Here is a 17,963-nt window from a genome sequence, read left to right as displayed (position 1 = left end):
GGCAAGGCCCGGGTCGTGCCGCAGAATCGTCGGCCAAGGCCAGGACCTGCGGAAACGACGTCCTGGCGCGGTATCTCGCGGCACCTGGGGGCGCATTCATGACGGACGTGATCGTGGTCGGCGGCGGGCCGACCGGCTTGATGCTGGCCAGTGAGCTGCGGCTGGCCGGAGTGCGGGTGGTCGTGCTGGAGAAGCTGACCGAGCCGACCGAGCAGTCGCGCGGACAGGGCCTGCACGCGCGCAGCGTCGAGATCATGGACCAGCGCGGCCTGCTGGACCGGTTCCTCGCGGTCAGTGAGAAGTTCCAGGTCGGCGGTCTCTTCGGCGGCATCGCCAAGCCGTGGCCGGACCGCCTGGACACGGCGCACCCGTACGGCCTCGCCACCCCGCAGCCGGTCACGGAGCGGCTGCTCAACGAGCGCGCCCTCGAACTGGGCACCGACATCCGGCGCGGCTGCGAGGTCGTCGGGCTGAGCCAGGACGAGGAGGGGGTGACCGTAGAGCTGGCCGACGGCACGAGTCTGCGCTCGCGCTACCTCGTCGGCTGCGACGGTGGACGCAGCGTGGTGCGCAGGCTGATCGGCGTCGGTTTCCCCGGCGAGCCCGCCAGGGTCGAGACGCTGCTGGGCGACATGGAGGCGACCGAGGATCCGGCGACGATCGCCGCCGTCGTCGAGGAGGTCCGCAAGACCCAACTGCGGTTCGGCCTCGTCCCGCAGGGGGAGGGGGCGTACCGCGTCATCGTGCCCGCCGACGGTGTGGCCGAGGACCGGGCGACCGCGCCGACCTTCGAGGAGTTCCAGAGGCAGCTGCGGGCGGTCGCGGGCACCGACTTCGGCGTGCACTCGCCGCGCTGGCTGTCCCGGTTCGGCGACGCCACCCGGCAGGCCGAGCGCTATCGGGTCGGCCGGGTGCTGCTGGCGGGCGACGCGGCGCACATCCACCCGCCGACCGGCGGACAGGGGCTCAACCTCGGCGTGCAGGACGCGTTCAACCTCGGCTGGAAGCTGGCCGCCGCGGTCAACGGCTGGGCACCGGACGGCCTGCTGGACAGCTACCACGCCGAACGGCACCCGGTGGGCGCCCGCGTACTGGACAACACCCGTGCGCAGATCACGCTCCTCGGCGCCGATCCGGGTGCGACCGCGCTGCGGGAGCTGTTCACGACGCTGATGGACTTCGAGGAGGTCAACCGGTACGTGACCGGCATGATCACGGCGGTCGAGGTCCGCTACGACTTCGGCGAGGACCATGACCTGCTCGGCCGGCGGCTGCGCGACGTGAAACTGAAGCAGGGGCGCCTCTACGAGCTGATGCACGGCGCCCGCGGCCTGCTGCTCGACCAGACCGGCCGGCTCTCGGTGGCGGGCTGGGCGGACCGGGTCGACCACGTCGTCGACTCCGCCGAGGAACTGGACGTGCCCGCGGTGCTGCTGCGGCCGGACGGCCACGTGGCGTGGGTCGGTGAGGACCAGCGGGAACTGCTCGCCCGGCTGCCGAAGTGGTTCGGCGCCGCTGTCGGCTGAGCACGTGGCTGGGGAAGGCGGCGGCAGTGGCGCGGCACACTTTTGCAAGCGGGTGCTTGCAATAGTTAGCGAGAGTGGGGCAAGGTGGAGGCATGGCAACGCTCAACGTCGGCAATCTCGGTGAGTACCTGCGCGAGCAGCGGCGCAACGCGCAGCTGTCCCTCAGGCAGCTAGCCGACGCCGCCGGGGTGTCCAATCCGTATCTGAGCCAGATCGAGCGCGGGCTGCGCAAGCCGAGCGCGGAGGTGCTGCAGCAGGTCGCCAAGGCCCTGCGGATCTCCGCCGAGACGCTGTACGTGCGGGCCGGGATCCTCGACGCCGAGCGGGAGCTCGACGAGGTGGAGACGCGTGCCGTCATCCTCGCCGATCCCACGCTGAACGAGCGGCAGAAGCAGGTGCTGCTCCAGATCTACGAGTCCTTCCGCAAGGAGAACGGGTTCGGGATCGACACGGCGGGTGACGAGACGGAGACGCCCGACGCGGCCGTCACCGGTGCACGGACCGACGGTGCCATGGACGCCCAGGACGGCGAGAGCGCCGTACGGGAAACCCGCGCGGAAGGCGGACGCAAGCCCGCCGCACGCCGTGCCCGCACCACCCGCACGACCGGCGGCAATGACGCCGGCCCGCAGCAGACGGCCAGTTGAGCCGGACCAGGGCACCGACCGCCTGACTGCGGACCACAAAACCCTCAGCCGAAAGCGAATCCGGGAGGACCATCACCATGGCCATCACCGACGACCTGCGCAAGACCTTCAGCGACCCGACTCCGCTCTACTTCGCCGCCGGCACCGCCGACCTGGCCCTGCAGCAGGCGAAGAAGGTGCCCGGCCTGGTGGAGCAGCTGCGCGCCGAGGCGCCCGCGCGGATCGACGCCGTGCGCAACACCGACCCGAAGACCGTGCAGGAGAAGGCCCAGGCGCGCGCCAAGGAGGCGAGTGCCAAGGCCAAGGAGGCTCAGGAGAGCATCCAGACCAAGGTGGGCGAGTTCATCGGCACCCTCGACGGTGACCTGAAGAAGATCGGCACCACCCTCGACGCGGACCTGAAGAAGCTGGGCGAGACCGCCCAGGACTTCGCCCTCCGCAGCGTCGGCGTGGCCGCCGAGTACGCCGTCAAGGCCCGCGAGACCTACGAGAAGGTCGCCGAGCACGGCGAGCAGACCGTGAAGACCTGGCGCGGCGAGGCCGCCGAGGAGATCGAGGAACTGGCGATCGCCGTCGAGCCCCAGGCCGAGCCGGCGCCGGAGCCGGTCGAGGTCAAGGCCGTGCCGACGCCCGCCGAGACCGCCCCGGCGAAGAAGACCGCGGCCAAGAAGGCCCCGGCCACCCGCAAGACCACCGCCAAGAAGACCACGCCGCCCGCGAAGTAGTCGTCGCGGCGGGGATCACGGGTCGGGCACTCTCGGAGTGCCCGGCCCGTTGTGCGGGTAGGGCGCTTGCGGGAACGGTACGGTGACCGCGTGAGGACGAGCCGAGTCTGGTGGTGGACGTAGTGCTGATGCAGGGGTTCGCAGGCTTCATGTGGCTGCTGAGCATGGCGTTGATCGTGTTCAGCGGCTTCGCGCTGATCGACGCCGCCACGCGCCGCGAGGACGCCTATCGCGCGGCCGACAAGAAGACCAAGCCGTTCTGGCTGATCGTTCTCGCCCTGGCCTTCGTGGTGAACCTGATCTTCAACATCCTGTCGTTCCTGCCGATCATCGGCCTCATCGCGACGATCGTGTACATGGTCGACGTACGGCCCGCCCTGCGCGGTATGCCGGGCGGCGGCCGCAGCCGCCGGGGCGGCTCCAGCAGCGACGGCCCCTACGGCCCGTACAACGGCGGACGCTGACCCATCTCGTAAGGCGTCCGGCCCCCGGGCGTCCGGCCTACGGCCCTACGGCACCCGGTCCAGCAGCACGACCGCCACGTCGTCCGTCAGCTCGCCCCCGTTGAGGTCGCGGACCTCGTTCACCGCCGCCCGCAGCAGCTGCTCGCCGCGCAGTCCCTCGGAGAGCTGGCGCCGGACCATGTTCACCATGCCGTCCTGGCCGAGCCTTTCGCCGCTGTCGCCGACGCGGCCCTCGATCAGACCGTCGGTGTAGAGCATCAGGCTCCATTCGGCGCCCAGTTCCACCTGCATCCGCGGCCAGCGGGCGCCCGGCAGCAGACCGAGCGCGGGGCCGTTGTTGTCGTACGGCAGCAGCTGGGCCGGCCGGCCCGGGCGGGCGACCAGCGGGGACGGGTGGCCGGCGAGGCAGAGGCCCGCGCGGCGGCCGTCGGGCGCGATGTCGACCGTGCACAGCGTCGCGAAGATCTCCTCGTCGGAGCGCTCGTGCTCCAGGACCTGCTGGAGCGTGCCGAGCAGCTGGTCGCCGCACAGGCCCGCCAGCGTCAGCGCGCGCCAGGCGATGCGCAGCTCCACGCCGAGCGCCGCCTCGTCCGGGCCGTGGCCGCAGACGTCGCCGATCATGGCGTGGACGGTGCCGTCCGGGGTGCGGACGGTGTCGTAGAAGTCGCCGCCGAGCAGGGCGCGGGAGCGGCCGGGGCGGTAGCGGGCGGCGAAGCGGAGCGAGGAGCCCTCCAGCAGGGGGGTGGGCAGCAGCCCGCGTTCCAGACGGCGGTTCTCCTGCGCGCGCATCCGGCCCTCGGCGAGCCGTCGCTCGGCCGTGTCGGAACGCTTGCGCTCCACCGCGTACCGGATGGCCCGGCTCAGCAGCCGGCTGTCCAGCTCGTCGCGGAAGAGATAGTCCTGGGCGCCGACGCGCACCGCCTCGGTGCCGCGCTCGGCGTCGCCGGACGTGGTGAGCGCGATGACGGCGTGCCGGGGCGCTATCTCCAGCACGTGCCTGAGCACGGCGAGCTCGTCGTCGTCGCCGGGGCGTCCGGTCGCGGGCAGCGCGAGGTCGAGCAGGATGCAGTGGACGTCGTCGGTGAGCAGCCGCGCGGCCTCGGTGAGGTTGCGGGCCGTGCGGACGCGGATGGGCTTGCCGGCGGAGTCCAGCAGCTCGGGCACGACGGTGGAACCGCCGGGGTCGTCCTCGATCACCAGGAGGGTGAGAGGCGTGCCGGAGGTGCCGTGCGCGTCGCCCGCGGCGGCTGCGCCGGTCATGCCGTTCGTGTGGGTGGCAGCGGTACGGCCGGTGGCCCCGGCCGTCGTGTTCCCGGTCGGGTCCGCCTTGCGCGGCGCCTCTGCCTTGGAGGGGCCGCCGCCTGGGGACGCGGCCTGCGCCTGACCACTCTCCACGGCCGGGATCGCTCTCTGCCGCGGTACGGGTACGGGCATCGTCTTGGGTTCCTTCCCTCCCCCCGAGGGCACGGCAGGGCGAGGGGCCTCGACCTACCGACGGGGACCATAGCGGTAGTCGGCACCGCAACGGAATGGCGTGAGACACGCCGCGTGGCCGCTCGCCGCTGTCATATGCCGCGATCCCTACCGCAGTTGGACAGGCCGGTACCGGACCGGGGATGACGAACGTCACGTCCGCGGGGGGTTTGGCGGACTGTTGAGGGTGGGCCAGGTCACGTGGTGCGGGTCATGGACCACCGGGCTGTGGCTCTCACGGCTCGCAGACACCGCCGTTCGTCCCGCACCCTCGAACGCCGCCCCGCGCCCCGCCCACCTCAGGCCCCCGGCCGCACCACCCCGAGTATCGGCATCGACCCCGCCCCCGCGAGCGTCACCGTGCGGCCCGGTCGTGGGGCGTGGACGATGGCGCCGTCGCCCACGTACAGGGCGACATGGCTGGCGTCGTCGAAGTAGATGACCAGGTCGCCGGGGCGCATGTCCTCGACGTCGACCCGGGTGAGCTGCTGCCACTGCTGCTGCGAGGTGCGCGGGATGGGGCTGCCGGCGCTGGCCCAGGCCTGCGAGGTCAGGCCGGAGCAGTCGTACGTCTTCGGGCCCTCGGCGCCCCATTCGTAAGGTTTGCCGATCTGCGCGGTCGCGTACTCCACCGCCTTCTTGCCCTGTTCGGTCGCCTTGCCGCTGATCTCGTCGAGGACGCCGGAGTCGAGCCAGGCGGTCTGTGCCTTGAGCGCGGCCTGCTTCTCCAGCTCGGCGAGGCGCTTCTTCTCGCTCTCCTCCAGCTGGGACTCGAGGTCCTCGGCCGCCGAGATCCGCTCCTCGATCTTCTTCTTGGCCGAGGCCTTGGCCTTGCGGCCCGCCTCCAGCTTCTTCCACTGGGCCGAGGCGTCCTCGGAGTACTGCTCCAAGTCCTGCTGGGCGCGGGTCATCGCAGCGATCAGGCCCTTGGTGGCGTGCTGGCCCCGGAGCACCCGGCCCGCGCCGTCGAGGAAGTCCTGCGGGTCGTCGCTGAGCATCAGGTGGGCCTCGTCCGGCAGCCCTCCGCTGCGGTACTGGGCCCGGGCGGCGGCGCCGGCCCGCTCCTTCAACTCGCGCAGTTCTTCCCTGCCCTCGACGATCTTCTTGGCCAGCTCCACGAGCTCGGCGGACTGCCTCTGCGCCTTCTCCTCGGCCGCGTTGTACGCGTCCGTGGCGGCGGCCGCCTCGCGGTAGAGCTTGTCGAGTTTCTCGCGTACGGCCTCAAGGTCCTTGGTGGGCATGGGAGTCGAGGACGCGCTCGCCCCCGGTGTCGGTGTCGGGCTCGCGAACGCCGTGCCCGGTGCCGCCAGCACGGTGACCGCGCAGACCACAGCCACCCCCGACGCGATCAGGCCACGCTTGCCCGTCCCCATACCCCTGCCCCCAACTGATTAACCGTCAGTAACTTACGGACGCCTGGGGGATCGTGCCACGTACCCGCGCGAAACGACAGAGGTCGCCGCAGACGACGACAGAGTCAGTGCTTCCCCCCTTTCCGCCCCTCCACCCCCGGCATGACGATCTCCCCGCCGATGTGACGAACGACTCACCGAGATCGTTCCCGGCGACGGAAGTGCGACGGGCAGGCGACGAGGGGCCAGGGGGCTCACGCCCGCGGTGCCAACGCCCCCCACGCAACCGTCACTTCCCCCTGCCGCCACCGCGCCGGCCCGTCCGTCACCGGCCAGTCGGCGCCGAGGTCCCGCACCGTCCGGATCCACCGCTGGCGGGCGCCGTACGACGCGTAGGGCGCGGCCGCGGCCCACGCGCGGTCGAAGTCGCGCAGGAAGGCGTGCACCGGCTCGCCCGGCACATTGCGGTGGATGAGCGCCTTCGGTAGCCGCTCGGCGAGGTCCGAGGGCCGCTCCAGCGAGCCCAGCCGGGTCGCGAAGGTGACCGTCCGCGGCCCCTCATGGCCGAGCGCGACCCACACGTGCCGGCGCCCGATCTCGTCGCAGGTCCCCTCGACGAGCAGCCCGCCGCGGGAGGCGCCGGTCGCGGGGGCGAGGCGGGAACGCAGCCGCTCCCACACGGCGGCCACCTCGGCCTCGTCGTACTGCCGCAGCACGTTGGCCGCACGGACGAGGTGGAGCCGCCCGGGCACCGGGATCTCGAAGCCGCCGTGCCGGAAGACCAGCCCGTCGCGTTCGTACGGCTTCGCCGCGGCGACCCGCGCCGGTTCGATCTCGACGCCCACCACGCGCGCGCGTGGCGCGACCGTACGGAGGCGGTGCAGCAGTTCCACGGCCGTCCAGGGAGCGGCGCCGTAACCGAGGTCCACGGCGACGGGGTCCGCCGCCCGGCGCAGCTCGGCGCCGTACGCCGCGGCGATCCAGCGGTCCATGCGCCGCAGCCGGTTCGGATTGGTCGTCCCGCGTGTCACCGTGCCCACGGGGCGGGTGGCGGCGCGGGGAGTCATGCGTACGAGGGTATGCGGGCACTCGGAGTGGTGGACGGTCAGCACCCCTGGACGGTGCCACGCAGCTTGACCTCGAACGGTTGAGCGATCCCCGGTAATGATTCGGCAAATACCGGCCCGGCGGAAATGGAGCGGCCCCCTCCGGCGTTGCACCACCTTGGAGGGCGCCCCACACCCTCCGTCAGCCATGCCCGCAGCGAGGAGGAACGCCCCGTGAGCCAGTACGTCAGCAGGCTCGGGCGGCTCTCGTCGGCCGCACCACCCCGGCTCAGGCTGCACCGTAAGCCCCGCCGGGTCGCCATGCTCTCCGTGCACACCTCACCGCTCCACCAGCCGGGCACCGGGGACGCGGGCGGCATGAACGTGTACATGGTGGAGCTCGCACAGCGCCTCGCCGCGATCAACATCGAGGTGGAGATCTTCACGCGGTCCACGACCGCCGCCCTGGCGCCGACCGTCGAGCTCGCGCCGGGCGTCCTGGTCCGGCACATCGACGCCGGCCCCTACGAGGGCCTGGCCAAGGAGGAGCTCCCCGCCCAGCTCTGTGCCTTCACACACGGTGTGATGCAGGCCTGGGCCGGTCACCGCCCCGGCTACTACGACCTCGTCCACTCCCACTACTGGCTCTCCGGCCACGTCGGCTGGCTTGCCGCCCAGCGCTGGGGCGCCCCCCTGGTGCACGCCATGCACACCATGGCCAAGGTCAAGAACGCCAACCTGGCCGACGGCGACACCCCCGAACCCGCCGCCCGCGTGATCGGCGAGACCCAGATCGTCGCCGCCGCCGACCGCCTGATCGCGAACACGGCCGAGGAGGCCGAGCAACTCGTACGGCACTACGCGGCCGAGCGCGACAAGGTCGCCGTCGTCCACCCGGGCGTGAACCTCGACCGCTTCCGTCCCGGCGACGGCCGCGCCGCCGCGCGCGCCCGCCTCGACCTCCCGCAGGACGCCCTGATCCCCCTCTTCGCGGGCCGCATCCAGCCCCTCAAGGCGCCGGACGTGCTCCTGCGTGCGGTGGCCGTGCTGCTGGACGAGCGCCCCGGCCTGCGCTCCCGCCTCCTCGTGCCCGTCGTCGGCGGCCTCAGCGGCAGCGGCCTCGCCAAGCCCGAGGGCCTGCAGAAGCTCGCCGCGCGCCTGGGCATCGCCGACGTCGTACGGTTCCACCCGCCCGTCGGCCAGGAGCAGCTCGCCGACTGGTTCCGGGCCGCGTCCGTCCTCGTGATGCCGTCCTACAGCGAGTCCTTCGGCCTGGTCGCCATAGAGGCCCAGGCGGCCGGCACGCCGGTGATCGCCGCCGCGGTCGGCGGGCTGCCGGTAGCCGTGGACGACGGACGGACGGGGATCCTCGTACGAGGTCACAACCCCGCCGACTACGCGCGCGTGCTGGCCGACTTCGCCGACGACCCGCACCTGGCCCCCCGGATGGGCGCGGCCGCCGCCCGGCACGCCCAGTCCTTCGGCTGGGACACCGCGGCCGCCGCGACGGCGGACGTCTACACGGCCGCGGCCGTGGCCTATCGACGTCGCGTACGCTCCCACCATGGCTGACGCACAGAAGGCAGCGCAGGCAGCGCAGGTCATCGAGGGCGTGCTGAAGGACGCCGAACTCGAATGGGAGAGCCCCGCACCCGGCAACTTCGTCGTGAAGCTCCCCGGCACCCGCAAGCTGTCGACGACGGTGTCCCTGCTGGTGGGCCGGCACTCCCTCTCACTGAACGCCTTCGTCATCCGCCACCCCGACGAGAACGAGTCCGGCGTCCACCGCTGGCTCCTCGAACGCAACCTCAAGCTGTACGGCGTGAGTTACGCCGTCGACCCCCTCGGCGACGTCTACGTCACCGGCAAACTGCCCCTGCCCGCGGTCACCGCCGACGAGATCGACCGCATCCTCGGCCAGGTCCTGGAAGCGGCCGACGGCAGCTTCAACACCCTCCTGGAGCTCGGCTTCGCGAGCGCCATCCGCAAGGAGTACGAGTGGCGGGTGTCCCGGGGCGAGCCGACCCGCAACCTGGACGCGTTCGCACATCTGACGCAGCGGCCGGCCGACTGACCCCGGGAGGGTGTCCTAGGGCTTGTCGAGCTGGTCGGCGAAGGCCCGCAGCGCGTCGGCCAGTTCCTGCTTGGTGGGCAGCTGGTCGACCTTCTGGTCGAGTTCCGCGATCCGCCGGTTGAGTTCTTCCAGGTCGGCCGGGGCGGAGGGAGTGGCCGGAGGGTCGGAGGGCTCCTCCGTCGGTATCGGGGAGTTGGTCGACTGCGGCGGACTCGGGTCCGGATCGACACCGCCGGTCGTGCCGCCGTCGGTCGAGCCGCCTCCCGTCGAGCCCCCGCCGATCGTGCCGCCTCCCGTGGTGTCCTCGACCGGCGCGTCGCTGTACTCCGACGTCGGGGTGGGCGTGGGGTCGTCCTCCGAACTCGCCGCAAGGGCGACGCCGACGCTGAGGGCGACCAGGGCCGCGGCTCCCGCGACGGCGGTCGACAGCCGTCCGACCCGTAACGCGCGGGTCGTGGACGGAGAGTGCGAGTTCCGTGGCCCCTGGGCGTCCTGGGCGTTCTGCGGGTTCTGTGGGTTCTGTGGGTTCTGTGGGTTTTCCATGGAGGTGACGCTAATCGGCGAGGACCACAGGACGGACGGCTTCCGCCGATCCCTCGAACGAACGTCCGCTCACCTGCTGTTAGCCTGCCGCGGCCTGAACTCGCACCAGGCTCTTACCCAGACCCTGAAGCAACGAAGAGGTCGTGCATGCGCACAGGCAGATCCGGCTCCGCGGTCGCGCTCGCGGGAGCGCTCGCCCTCGGGGCGTTCACCGCACCGCCCGCGGAGGCCGCCGACACCGGCATCACGGTGACCAACCTGGTCCTGAACAAGGGCAAGCCCATCATCGTGGGCACCACCGCGGAGGTGACCCCCGACTTCACCTTCGACATGACCAAGCCCTCGGGCTACTCGTTCTCCGACGTCGACGCCTTCCCGTTCCTGTACCACGACGTCACGGCCCGTCAGGGCGCCGAGGACGGCGGCATCTACACGAGCAGCGTCACCTTCTACGACGACGGGTCCTGCGAAGGCGAGCTCTACATCGAGCCGCGCTACACCCTGGACTCCAACAACGACGCCACCACCTGGAAGATCGCCGTCTCCGCCCGGCTCTGGGGCTCGAACGGCCAGCCCAAGGCCGAGGAGTACCTCACCGGCTTCGGCACCGTACAGGTCAAGCGCGCGGCCCGCGCCACCGCCAACGCCTCCCCGGAGCCCGTCACCAAGGGCAAGCCGCTCACCGTGACCGGCAGGCTCACCCGCGCGGACTGGGTGAAGCACGCGTACACCGGCTACGGCGGCAAGTCGGCCAAGCTGCAGTTCCGCAGGGCCGGCACCACCACGTACACCACGGTCAAGATCGTGAAGGCGGACTCCGCCGGCGCCCTGAAGACCACGGTCACCGCGGCCACCGACGGCTACTGGCGCTGGACCTTCGGCGAGACCTCCACCACGGGCGGCGCGACGGCGGCCGGCGACTACGTCGACGTCAGGTGACATCGAGTCTCGTACGGCCTTCCCGGCCCCCGCTGCTCCGGTAGCGTCCCGGCGTCACCCCCACCAACTTCTTGAAGTGGCGGGTGAGATGAGCCTGGTCGTGGAACCCGGTGACGGCGGCGACGTCGGCCGGCCCGCGCCCCGCGAGCAGCAGGCGGCGGGCCCGGTCGACGCGACGGGCGTTCAGGTACTGGTGCGGCGCGATGCCGTACGCGCCACTGAACGCCCGTACGAGATGGGCGGGGTGAGCCTGGACGAGCTGCGCGGCCTCGCCGAGCGCGAGCCCCTCGACGACCCGTTCGTCGAGCAGCTCGCGCAGCCGCCGGGCGACGAGCGGATCGCGGCGCGGCACCGGTGCGGCGGCACTGGGCCGCAGTCGCGTCCGCAGCCGTTCGCCGACCAGCGTCAGCCTGCTCTCCGCCTCCAGCTCGTCCCCGGACCGGGCGAGCGCGGCGTGCACCTGTTCGACCCGCCGCCGCAGTACGGGGTCCCGCAGACCGGGCCCGTCGACGGCGGCACCGATGAGGTCGTCGGGGAGGTGGGTGCCGTCCAGGTAGAGCACCCGCTTGCGGAAGCCCTCCGGGGTCGCCGGGGAGCCGTTGTGCGGCACGTGCGGCGGCAAGAGGGACACCGTGTCGTGCGGGGTCCCGTGCTCGTGCCGGTCCAGGTCGTACCGCACGGCACCGTCGTCCACGATGAGCAGCGTCCACGCGTCGTGGACGTGCATCGGATAGGCGTACTCCGTGAAATGGGCGTGGAAGACCTCCACGACGCCCGGCACGGTCGGGCGCCAGGCGGAGACATCACGCCGAGCGGCCATGCAAAGAACGTACAAGACCGTGTCGTAGGGCGGACGGCAGTCTCGCCGCATGAGCACCGAACCCATCCGATTCGACACCAAGATCGCCGTGCTGCTGCGGGAGGACCTGGAGCCCTGGCAGCGCCTGAACGTGACCGCCTTCCTGGTCAGCGGCCTGGGCCCACAGGTCCCCGAGGTGATCGGCGAGCCGTACGAGGACGCCGACGGCGTGCCCTACCTGCCGATGTTCCGCCAGCCGGTCATGGTCTTCGAGGCCACGAAGGAGACGCTGACAGCAGCCCACGCGCGCGTGCTGTCCCGTGCCCTGCCGAGGTCCCTGTTCACGTCCGACCTCTTCTCGACGGGGAACGACCGGGACAACCGGGCGGCGGTGCGGGCGGTGCCCACGGGCGACCTGGATCTGGTCGGACTGGCCGTGTACGGGCCGCGCAACGCGGTGGACAAGGTGGTGAAGGGGGCGCGGATGCATCCGTGAGGACGCCCATGGTGCCGGCACCGTCCCCTGCGCAGAGGCCTTGTCACCTTGCGCCCGCCGGCCTCAGGCCGAACTGACCTCGGGCTTCGCCGCACCCGGCACGTCGACGACGGCCGGCTGCTCCGCGGGCAGCCGCCGCATCAAGGTCCCGAACCCCACCGCGGCGACCGTCCCGACGACCGCGCACAGCCCCCACAGCCAATCGGCGCCGAAGTGGTCGATGACGACGCCGGACATCACGGGGGCGATCAGGGCCGCGAGGGCCCAGGACAGGGTGTACATGCCCTGGTAGCGCCCACGGCCGTGGGCCGGCGACAACCGGACGACCAGTCCCGTCTGCGTCGGTGCGTTGATCATCTCGCCCAGGGTCCACACGCACACCGTGAGGGCGAAGACGCCGATCGACCCGGCGAAGGCGGTCAGCCCGAAGCCGTATCCGGCGAGCAGCGACGAGACGACCAGCAGTCGCTTGGCGTCCCGGTGTTCGATGAACCGGGTGACGGGGATCTGCAGCACGACGATCAGCACGCCGTTGACCGCGATCGCCAGTCCGTAGTCGGCGGGCGTGAACCCGGCCTCGCCCATGGCCACCGGAAGGCCGACCGCGCCCTGCTGGAAGATCAGCGCGACGAGGAAGGACAGCCCGACGACACTCATGAAGCGCCCGTCGCGCAGGACGGTGCCGAGGCCGACCTCGTCGTTCTTGGTCTCCTCGGACTTGTGCACGGTGGGCCGCGACTCCGGAAGCTTCAGGAACACCACGACCGCGCAGACGGCCGTCATCCCCGCCTCGATGAGGAAGCCCGCGCGGTAGCTGACCTCGGCGATGAAACCGGCGCCCATGGAGGAGACGGCGAACCCGAGGTTGATGGCCCAGTAGTTGAGCGAGAAGGCCCGCACCCGGTCCTCGGGCCGCACGATGTCCGCCATCATCGCCTGCACGGCCGGCCGCGAGGCGTTGGAGGCCATCCCGACGAGGAAGGCGACGCCGGCGATCGCGAGGGGATGGTGCACGAACCCGAGCAGGGCGACGGAGACCGCGGTGGAAGCCTGGGCGACGAGCAGCGTGGGCCGCCGCCCGATCCGGTCCGCCATCACCCCGCCGACGAGCGAGGAAACGACCCCGCCCAGGCCGTGCAGCGAGGCGACGAGCCCGGCGTAGGAGGCGGAGTACCCACGGTCGAGCGTGAGATAGAGGGCCATGAACGTGGCCACGAACGCACCGAGCCGGTTGACGAGCGTGCTGGTCCACAGCCACCAGAACTCGCGGGGGAGGCCGGAGACGGTCTCGCGGGTGGCACGTCTCAGGGCGGCGACGGACATGGCGGATCCCCCACGGATGCGACGAGTGTAAGCGGCCTGTAAGTGGCTCAGGCGGCGAGCACACATTACGATTCCGCTGTCGTCGCAGGCCACCCGATTAACAGATCCCGTCAACCGTCCGCCTGCCGAGCAGGCGTACAAGGCATCGACCCCTTGGATTACGCTCATACGCATGGCCGACGCACCGTACAAGCTGATCCTCCTCCGCCACGGCGAGAGCGAATGGAACGCGAAGAACCTGTTCACCGGCTGGGTGGACGTCAACCTCAACGAGAAGGGCGAGAAGGAGGCAGTCCGCGGCGGTGAGCTGCTCAAGGACGCCGGCCTGCTGCCCGACGTGGTGCACACCTCGCTCCAGAAGCGAGCGATCCGCACGGCCCAGCTCGCGCTGGAGTCCGCGGACCGCCTCTGGATCCCCGTACACCGCTCCTGGCGCCTGAACGAGCGCCACTACGGCGCCCTCCAGGGCAAGGACAAGGCCCAGACCCTCGCCGAGTTCGGCGAGGAGCAGTTCATGCTGTGGCGCCGCTCCTACGACACGCCTCCGCCGCCGCTGGACCGCGACGCCGAGTACTCGCAGTTCGACGACCCGCGCTACGCGACCCTCCCGCCGGAGCTGCGCCCCCGGACGGAATGCCTCAAGGACGTCGTCGTCCGCATGCTCCCGTACTGGTTCGACGACATCGTCCCCGACCTCCTCACCGGCCGCACGGTCCTGGTAGCGGCCCACGGCAACAGCCTCCGTGCCCTCGTCAAGCACCTCGACGGCATCTCCGACGCCGACATCGCGGGCCTGAACATCCCGACCGGCATCCCGCTGTCCTACGAACTCGACGCGGACTTCAAGCCCCTGAAGCCCGGCGGCACATACCTGGACCCCGACGCGGCCGCGGCGGCCATCGAGGCGGTCAAGAACCAGGGCAAGAAGAAGTAAGCCGAGCTGAAGAAGCCCCCTACCTGCGGTTTTCTCGCAAGATAGGGGGCTTGTTTCTGCACCGGGGCCATCGCTGGGCCCTGAAGGGGAAGGTGCCGCGTGGGCATCTGGGACGTGAAACAGGACCACGAGCGCGCGCAGTGGACGTTCATTCCGCATGTCAGTGCGGGACCGCTTCGCTTCGGGATCTCTCCCGACGAGGTAGGTGAAGCACTCATGAACACCGCCACCGTCAGCCGCCAGACATACGAGACATGGCCAGCCTCTGGCAGCCCCTCGCTCGTTGCAACTCAGTTCACCGAGTTGGGCGTCACTGCCTACTACGAGCGTGAAGGAGAGACATTGGCCGGTGTAGCCGTCGACGCCCTTGCCGGCCCACAGGTCACGCTGGACGGCACAGCGCTTGTAGCCCAGGTGCCGTCCGAGGCCGAGACGTGGCTTCTGAACCGCGCGGAAGCACACGAGCTGAACCTGCTCTACACACATGCTGCAGACCCGGGGTCGGCCGACCTCGGACTCATCATGCGTGCCCAACGGGCAGGAGACATCGTCCTCACCCGACCCCTCTTCCTCGTCCGAGAGTGGGCGGAGAACAGCTGGGACTGCATCCCTGGATCCGAGTGGTCAACATTCTGACGCCTTGGGTGCCTGACGGTCCCCGAGTACGCGATGCTTGGGCATGGCCCCTGAACCCAGCGCTGCTCCGTCGCTGATCACATACGTGAGTGCGGTGACCGACGGAACCACCAGAGTCTTCACATGGGAGGACGGTGCACGCATCGAGGTCCGCAACCTGGGCGGAGAGATCGTCATCGAGGCCAACCCTGCCGGGCTGAAGACTCTGGCCGGCCACCTCCTCACACTCGCCCAGGACGGCACCCCGGACGGTGCTCACCTCCACCTGGAGGAGAACAACGGACTCGAAGAAGGCTCCGTAGGCCTGGTCTTGGAGAGGTGCGACGACGAATGACTCGTGCTGCACCCCTTCGTCGCAGGTCAGGCCTGGAGCAAGCCCTGGATGTCCTGAGCTTCCCAAGCTCAGTGTGCGAACGGTGCTGACGCAGACGATGCCCTCCGATACGGTCCCGATCCATGGCGAATGGCAACGGTGTGCCGGAGAAGGTGGCGTGGATCCTGGTCCGGGACGACCGGGTGTTGGTGACGCGTAGTCACGGCAGAGATCGCTTCTACCTCCCGGGCGGTCATCGTGAGCCGGGCGAGTCCGACGGCGAGACCCTGGTCCGGGAGATCGACGAGGAACTGCGGGCGGCGATCGACCCCGGTTCCATGGTGCACTTCGGCACTTTCGAGATCGGCGAGGGACATCCGGACCACGGCCCCTTCCGGATGATCTGTTACACCGCCGATCACCGCGGTGAGCTGACCCCGTCAAGGGAGATCGCCGAGAAGGCATGGTTCCGCTACGCCGACCGGGACCGAGTCTCGGCCGTCGACGAGATGGCTTTCGACGCGCTTCACGAGGCCGGGCGGATTCCCTGATCCCGTGACCGCTGTACAGCAGTGGGGTACAGCAACCTTCCCGCCCGCAGCCGAGCGTCAACAACCGACGATGGCCGACTGACCAGCTGACCAGACCTCTGACTGCGTGGGTGGCAGACGCTGGCCGTCTTGGGCACGAGCGATACCAGGGCGAGACCTTGCCGCCGGGTGGCAACGGACGTACTTCGCTCAGGCCCTTATGGCCGCCACGCTCTACGAGTGACCGTCGTGTCTCCGAGGCGGCGCGAGTTCAGCTTCCCAAGATCCCCGACAAGTCTCCGCTGGTAGGGGGCTTCTCCCGGTGGCGCGGTGGAGGCGCTGGGGCAGTGGCTCGGTTGGAAGCGGCCCTCGCGCCATCCCCTACACGCCGTCCGCCTGGACGCCGAAGCGGCGCGTGACACCGCCTCAGATCGACAGCGGCACCCGGTGAATCTCGTCCGCCTTGTGGCCCGCCCGCTCGTGGACGCGCTGGACCGCGTCGGCGTCGGGGGCCTCGGAGAGGCAGTACACGACGCCGGACTCGGGGTCGGCCCAGGCCCGCTCGAAGTGCACGCCCTCCTCCTTCTCTATGGCGAGGTCGGCGTCGTGCGCCTGCCTCAGTTGCTCGGGGGTGATGCCCTCGAAGCCGTGGTGGACGTCCATGAACTGCGTCATGGCCTCGCACCTCCTTAGTTCTTTCCGAGTGCGCGAGTGGTTCGCCCGCTCTCCTTTCAGGGTGCGCCTGTGCGGCAGTCCGGGCCACCCGTGCCGCCCCCATGGCCTGGCCGCCCGTGGACGCGCGTCTGGCGTCCGGTGTCCGACAGCGGTGAAGGGCCCCGGCACACACACCGGGACCCTTCACCGTCGTACGAAACCGAGCCGTACGACAGTCACTCGTACGAAACCAGCCGTACGAAACCAAGCCGTACGGAACTCTCCGTGCCCTACCCCGCCGTCACCCGCACTGGCACGGGTTCCCCGACTGGCACCCGCATCCGCACCCCGACCCGCAGCCGCACGCGGCTATCAAGGTCAGGTTCCTGATCTCGGCGGGCTGTTCGGTCGGGCGTTCCCGCGTCGGGTCGGGCGCGGTACCGGGCGTGCTGGGGGATTCGGTCATGGTCCCTCCTCAAGGCTGGTGCCTGTGCCCATTGGATGCCCGTTCCGCTGGGCGCATCAACGGCGCACAGAGGCTCCCGCACGCCCTGAACGGGCCCCCGCACCTCCCGGAGCCCGGCGGTGAGACGCCCCCGACCCCCCCCGCAGGGTCAGGCCCCCTCCACCCCCGCCACCGACTGCATCTCCTGCTGCAGCTCGTCCGCGTGCTCGCCCGTCACCAGGTACACGACCCGCTTGGCGACCGCGACCGCGTGGTCGGCGTACCGCTCGTAGTAGCGGCCGAGCAGGGTGACGTCCACGGCCGTCTCGATGCCGTGCTTCCAGCGGTCGTCCATCAGGTGCTGGAAGAGCGTGCGGTGGAGGAGGTCCATCGCGTCGTCGTCCTGCTCCAGCTGGAGTGCGAGGTCGACGTCCTTGGTGATGATCACCTCGGCGGCCTTCGCCATCAGGCGCTGCGCGAGCTGGCCCATCTCGAGGATGGTCGCGTGCAGGTCGTGCGGAATCGCACGGGCCGGGAAGCGCAGCCGGGCGAGCTTCGCCACGTGCTGGGCCAGGTCGCCCGAGCGCTCCAGGTCGGCGGACATCCTCAGCGACGTGACGACGATCCGCAGGTCCGTCGCCACCGGCTGCTGGCGGGCCAGCAGGGCTATCGCCCTGGCCTCCAGCTCGTGCTGCAGGTTGTCGACCTTCTGGTCGCCCTCGATGACACTCTCGGCAAGCTTCAGGTCGGAGTCGAGGATCGCCGTCGTGGCGCGCCCGATCGCCGACCCGACCAGCCGGGCCATCTCCACCAGACCGTCGCCGATCGAATCAAGTTCCTCGTGGTACGCGTCCCGCATCAGGGGTTCCCTCTCGTACGTGATCTTCGGGGGTCACCGGGGCCGGGGCCCGGCGCGGCTGTCGCGTGCGAAACCGCGGCTTCGCACCCCACGCTCCCACGTTCCGCCCCGTACGCGTCGGTTTCCGTCCCCCCAAATGAACCATCACTGGCTCCAAGGTGAACTCTGGGCGACGAGTGTTCGAG

Annotated in this window: 20 protein-coding genes; 12 read left to right on the top strand and 8 right to left on the bottom strand. The window is 70.7% G+C overall.

Going from position 1 to position 17,963, the window contains the following annotated elements; all coding sequences use genetic code 11:
• Nucleotides 1-98 precede the first annotated feature (98 nt).
• The 4 genes from rox to KUM49_RS13345 all read left to right on the top strand — a co-directional run bounded on the left by rox (nucleotide 99) and on the right by KUM49_RS13345 (nucleotide 3,362).
• Nucleotides 99-1,526 (top strand): rifampin monooxygenase, encoded by a 1,428-nt coding sequence (rox, locus tag KUM49_RS13360; protein WP_217237009.1) that lies wholly within the window; start codon nucleotides 99-101, stop codon nucleotides 1,524-1,526.
• Between the two features lie 92 nt (nucleotides 1,527-1,618).
• The gene (locus KUM49_RS13355) at nucleotides 1,619-2,173 is read left to right on the top strand and encodes a helix-turn-helix domain-containing protein (RefSeq protein ID WP_217237008.1); all 555 of its coding nucleotides are present in this window, start codon (nucleotides 1,619-1,621) and stop codon (nucleotides 2,171-2,173) included.
• 77 nt (nucleotides 2,174-2,250) lie between these two features.
• The gene (locus tag KUM49_RS13350; RefSeq protein ID WP_217237007.1) at nucleotides 2,251-2,898 is read left to right on the top strand and encodes a hypothetical protein; all 648 of its coding nucleotides are present in this window, start codon (nucleotides 2,251-2,253) and stop codon (nucleotides 2,896-2,898) included.
• A gap of 128 nt (nucleotides 2,899-3,026) precedes the next feature.
• Nucleotides 3,027-3,362, top strand: coding sequence for a DUF2516 family protein (locus tag KUM49_RS13345; RefSeq protein ID WP_217237078.1), 336 nt, complete (start codon nucleotides 3,027-3,029; stop codon nucleotides 3,360-3,362).
• A gap of 45 nt (nucleotides 3,363-3,407) precedes the next feature.
• Here the strand turns inward: KUM49_RS13345 and KUM49_RS13340 are convergent, their stop codons facing one another.
• The 3 genes from KUM49_RS13340 to KUM49_RS13330 form a co-directional block, all read right to left on the bottom strand.
• Nucleotides 3,408-4,796 carry a PP2C family protein-serine/threonine phosphatase gene (locus tag KUM49_RS13340; RefSeq protein WP_217237006.1) on the bottom strand — a complete coding sequence of 463 codons (1,389 nt, stop codon included), beginning with the start codon at nucleotides 4,794-4,796 and terminating at the stop codon, nucleotides 3,408-3,410.
• 338 nt (nucleotides 4,797-5,134) lie between these two features.
• On the bottom strand, nucleotides 5,135-6,208 hold the full coding sequence (locus KUM49_RS13335; RefSeq protein WP_217237005.1) for a C40 family peptidase: 1,074 nt from the start codon (nucleotides 6,206-6,208) through the stop codon (nucleotides 5,135-5,137).
• Nucleotides 6,209-6,441: 233 nt separating this feature from the next.
• The gene (locus KUM49_RS13330; RefSeq protein WP_217237004.1) at nucleotides 6,442-7,254 is read right to left on the bottom strand and encodes a class I SAM-dependent methyltransferase; all 813 of its coding nucleotides are present in this window, start codon (nucleotides 7,252-7,254) and stop codon (nucleotides 6,442-6,444) included.
• Between the two features lie 213 nt (nucleotides 7,255-7,467).
• Between KUM49_RS13330 and mshA the strand changes: the two genes are divergently transcribed.
• Nucleotides 7,468-8,805, top strand: a complete 1,338-nt coding sequence (gene mshA / locus KUM49_RS13325) for a D-inositol-3-phosphate glycosyltransferase (protein WP_217237003.1) — start codon at nucleotides 7,468-7,470, stop codon at nucleotides 8,803-8,805.
• Nucleotides 8,798-9,307, top strand: a complete 510-nt coding sequence (locus KUM49_RS13320) for a YbjN domain-containing protein (protein WP_217237002.1) — start codon at nucleotides 8,798-8,800, stop codon at nucleotides 9,305-9,307. The genes mshA and KUM49_RS13320 overlap by 8 nt, the downstream gene beginning before the upstream one ends.
• 15 nt (nucleotides 9,308-9,322) lie before the next feature.
• Here the strand turns inward: KUM49_RS13320 and KUM49_RS13315 are convergent, their stop codons facing one another.
• Complete coding sequence (locus tag KUM49_RS13315; protein WP_254401157.1) at nucleotides 9,323-9,850, bottom strand: hypothetical protein; 528 nt, start codon at nucleotides 9,848-9,850, stop codon at nucleotides 9,323-9,325.
• A 147-nt stretch (nucleotides 9,851-9,997) separates the two neighbouring features.
• On the opposite strand from KUM49_RS13315, the gene KUM49_RS13310 reads away from it, so the two are divergent.
• On the top strand, nucleotides 9,998-10,789 hold the full coding sequence (locus KUM49_RS13310) for a hypothetical protein (RefSeq protein WP_217237001.1): 792 nt from the start codon (nucleotides 9,998-10,000) through the stop codon (nucleotides 10,787-10,789).
• Here KUM49_RS13310 and KUM49_RS13305 read toward each other — a convergent pair.
• The gene (locus KUM49_RS13305) at nucleotides 10,782-11,609 is read right to left on the bottom strand and encodes an AraC family transcriptional regulator (RefSeq protein ID WP_217237000.1); all 828 of its coding nucleotides are present in this window, start codon (nucleotides 11,607-11,609) and stop codon (nucleotides 10,782-10,784) included. The two genes, KUM49_RS13310 and KUM49_RS13305, sit on opposite strands and share 8 nt — an antisense overlap.
• A gap of 49 nt (nucleotides 11,610-11,658) precedes the next feature.
• Here KUM49_RS13305 and KUM49_RS13300 point away from each other — a divergent pair, with 49 nt between their 5' ends.
• On the top strand, nucleotides 11,659-12,084 hold the full coding sequence (locus KUM49_RS13300; RefSeq protein ID WP_217236999.1) for a DUF2000 domain-containing protein: 426 nt from the start codon (nucleotides 11,659-11,661) through the stop codon (nucleotides 12,082-12,084).
• 63 nt (nucleotides 12,085-12,147) lie between these two features.
• Here the strand turns inward: KUM49_RS13300 and KUM49_RS13295 are convergent, their stop codons facing one another.
• The gene (locus KUM49_RS13295) at nucleotides 12,148-13,407 is read right to left on the bottom strand and encodes an MFS transporter (RefSeq protein WP_217236998.1); all 1,260 of its coding nucleotides are present in this window, start codon (nucleotides 13,405-13,407) and stop codon (nucleotides 12,148-12,150) included.
• Nucleotides 13,408-13,579: 172 nt separating this feature from the next.
• Here KUM49_RS13295 and KUM49_RS13290 point away from each other — a divergent pair, with 172 nt between their 5' ends.
• From KUM49_RS13290 to KUM49_RS13275, 4 genes are all read left to right on the top strand, one after another.
• Complete coding sequence (locus KUM49_RS13290; protein ID WP_217236997.1) at nucleotides 13,580-14,341, top strand: phosphoglyceromutase; 762 nt, start codon at nucleotides 13,580-13,582, stop codon at nucleotides 14,339-14,341.
• A gap of 99 nt (nucleotides 14,342-14,440) precedes the next feature.
• Complete coding sequence (locus KUM49_RS13285; protein WP_217236996.1) at nucleotides 14,441-14,977, top strand: hypothetical protein; 537 nt, start codon at nucleotides 14,441-14,443, stop codon at nucleotides 14,975-14,977.
• Between the two features lie 94 nt (nucleotides 14,978-15,071).
• Nucleotides 15,072-15,311, top strand: coding sequence for a hypothetical protein (locus KUM49_RS13280; protein WP_217236995.1), 240 nt, complete (start codon nucleotides 15,072-15,074; stop codon nucleotides 15,309-15,311).
• Nucleotides 15,312-15,433: 122 nt separating this feature from the next.
• On the top strand, nucleotides 15,434-15,841 hold the full coding sequence (locus KUM49_RS13275; protein ID WP_217236994.1) for an NUDIX domain-containing protein: 408 nt from the start codon (nucleotides 15,434-15,436) through the stop codon (nucleotides 15,839-15,841).
• A gap of 405 nt (nucleotides 15,842-16,246) precedes the next feature.
• Here KUM49_RS13275 and KUM49_RS13270 read toward each other — a convergent pair whose 3' ends face one another.
• Together KUM49_RS13270 and phoU are read right to left on the bottom strand one after the other, a co-directional pair.
• Nucleotides 16,247-16,495, bottom strand: a complete 249-nt coding sequence (locus KUM49_RS13270) for an SCO4226 family nickel-binding protein (protein WP_217236993.1) — start codon at nucleotides 16,493-16,495, stop codon at nucleotides 16,247-16,249.
• A gap of 593 nt (nucleotides 16,496-17,088) precedes the next feature.
• Nucleotides 17,089-17,778: a phosphate signaling complex protein PhoU gene (gene phoU, locus KUM49_RS13265; RefSeq protein WP_217236992.1), complete on the bottom strand. Its 690-nt coding sequence runs from the start codon at nucleotides 17,776-17,778 to the stop codon at nucleotides 17,089-17,091.
• Nucleotides 17,779-17,963: the final 185 nt, after the last annotated feature.

Origin of the sequence: Streptomyces sp. AC555_RSS877 (genome assembly GCF_019049245.1) — a bacterium.
Taxonomy (GTDB): domain Bacteria; phylum Actinomycetota; class Actinomycetes; order Streptomycetales; family Streptomycetaceae; genus Streptomyces.
This window is presented reverse-complemented; position numbering and strand designations above follow the sequence as displayed.

Coding starts and splice junctions, on each gene's coding strand:
- KUM49_RS13270 (WP_217236993.1), bottom strand. CDS start 16,495: ATGACGCAGTTCATGGACGTCCACCACGGCTTCGAGGGCATCACCCCC.
- KUM49_RS13320 (WP_217237002.1), top strand. CDS start 8,798: ATGGCTGACGCACAGAAGGCAGCGCAGGCAGCGCAGGTCATCGAGGGC.
- KUM49_RS13330 (WP_217237004.1), bottom strand. CDS start 7,254: ATGACTCCCCGCGCCGCCACCCGCCCCGTGGGCACGGTGACACGCGGG.
- KUM49_RS13295 (WP_217236998.1), bottom strand. CDS start 13,407: ATGTCCGTCGCCGCCCTGAGACGTGCCACCCGCGAGACCGTCTCCGGC.
- KUM49_RS13300 (WP_217236999.1), top strand. CDS start 11,659: ATGAGCACCGAACCCATCCGATTCGACACCAAGATCGCCGTGCTGCTG.
- KUM49_RS13310 (WP_217237001.1), top strand. CDS start 9,998: ATGCGCACAGGCAGATCCGGCTCCGCGGTCGCGCTCGCGGGAGCGCTC.
- KUM49_RS13350 (WP_217237007.1), top strand. CDS start 2,251: ATGGCCATCACCGACGACCTGCGCAAGACCTTCAGCGACCCGACTCCG.
- KUM49_RS13340 (WP_217237006.1), bottom strand. CDS start 4,796: ATGCCCGTACCCGTACCGCGGCAGAGAGCGATCCCGGCCGTGGAGAGT.
- KUM49_RS13335 (WP_217237005.1), bottom strand. CDS start 6,208: ATGGGGACGGGCAAGCGTGGCCTGATCGCGTCGGGGGTGGCTGTGGTC.
- rox (WP_217237009.1), top strand. CDS start 99: ATGACGGACGTGATCGTGGTCGGCGGCGGGCCGACCGGCTTGATGCTG.
- phoU (WP_217236992.1), bottom strand. CDS start 17,778: ATGCGGGACGCGTACCACGAGGAACTTGATTCGATCGGCGACGGTCTG.
- KUM49_RS13355 (WP_217237008.1), top strand. CDS start 1,619: ATGGCAACGCTCAACGTCGGCAATCTCGGTGAGTACCTGCGCGAGCAG.
- KUM49_RS13290 (WP_217236997.1), top strand. CDS start 13,580: ATGGCCGACGCACCGTACAAGCTGATCCTCCTCCGCCACGGCGAGAGC.
- KUM49_RS13315 (WP_254401157.1), bottom strand. CDS start 9,850: ATGGAAAACCCACAGAACCCACAGAACCCACAGAACCCGCAGAACGCC.
- KUM49_RS13275 (WP_217236994.1), top strand. CDS start 15,434: ATGGCGAATGGCAACGGTGTGCCGGAGAAGGTGGCGTGGATCCTGGTC.
- KUM49_RS13345 (WP_217237078.1), top strand. CDS start 3,027: ATGCAGGGGTTCGCAGGCTTCATGTGGCTGCTGAGCATGGCGTTGATC.
- KUM49_RS13305 (WP_217237000.1), bottom strand. CDS start 11,609: ATGGCCGCTCGGCGTGATGTCTCCGCCTGGCGCCCGACCGTGCCGGGC.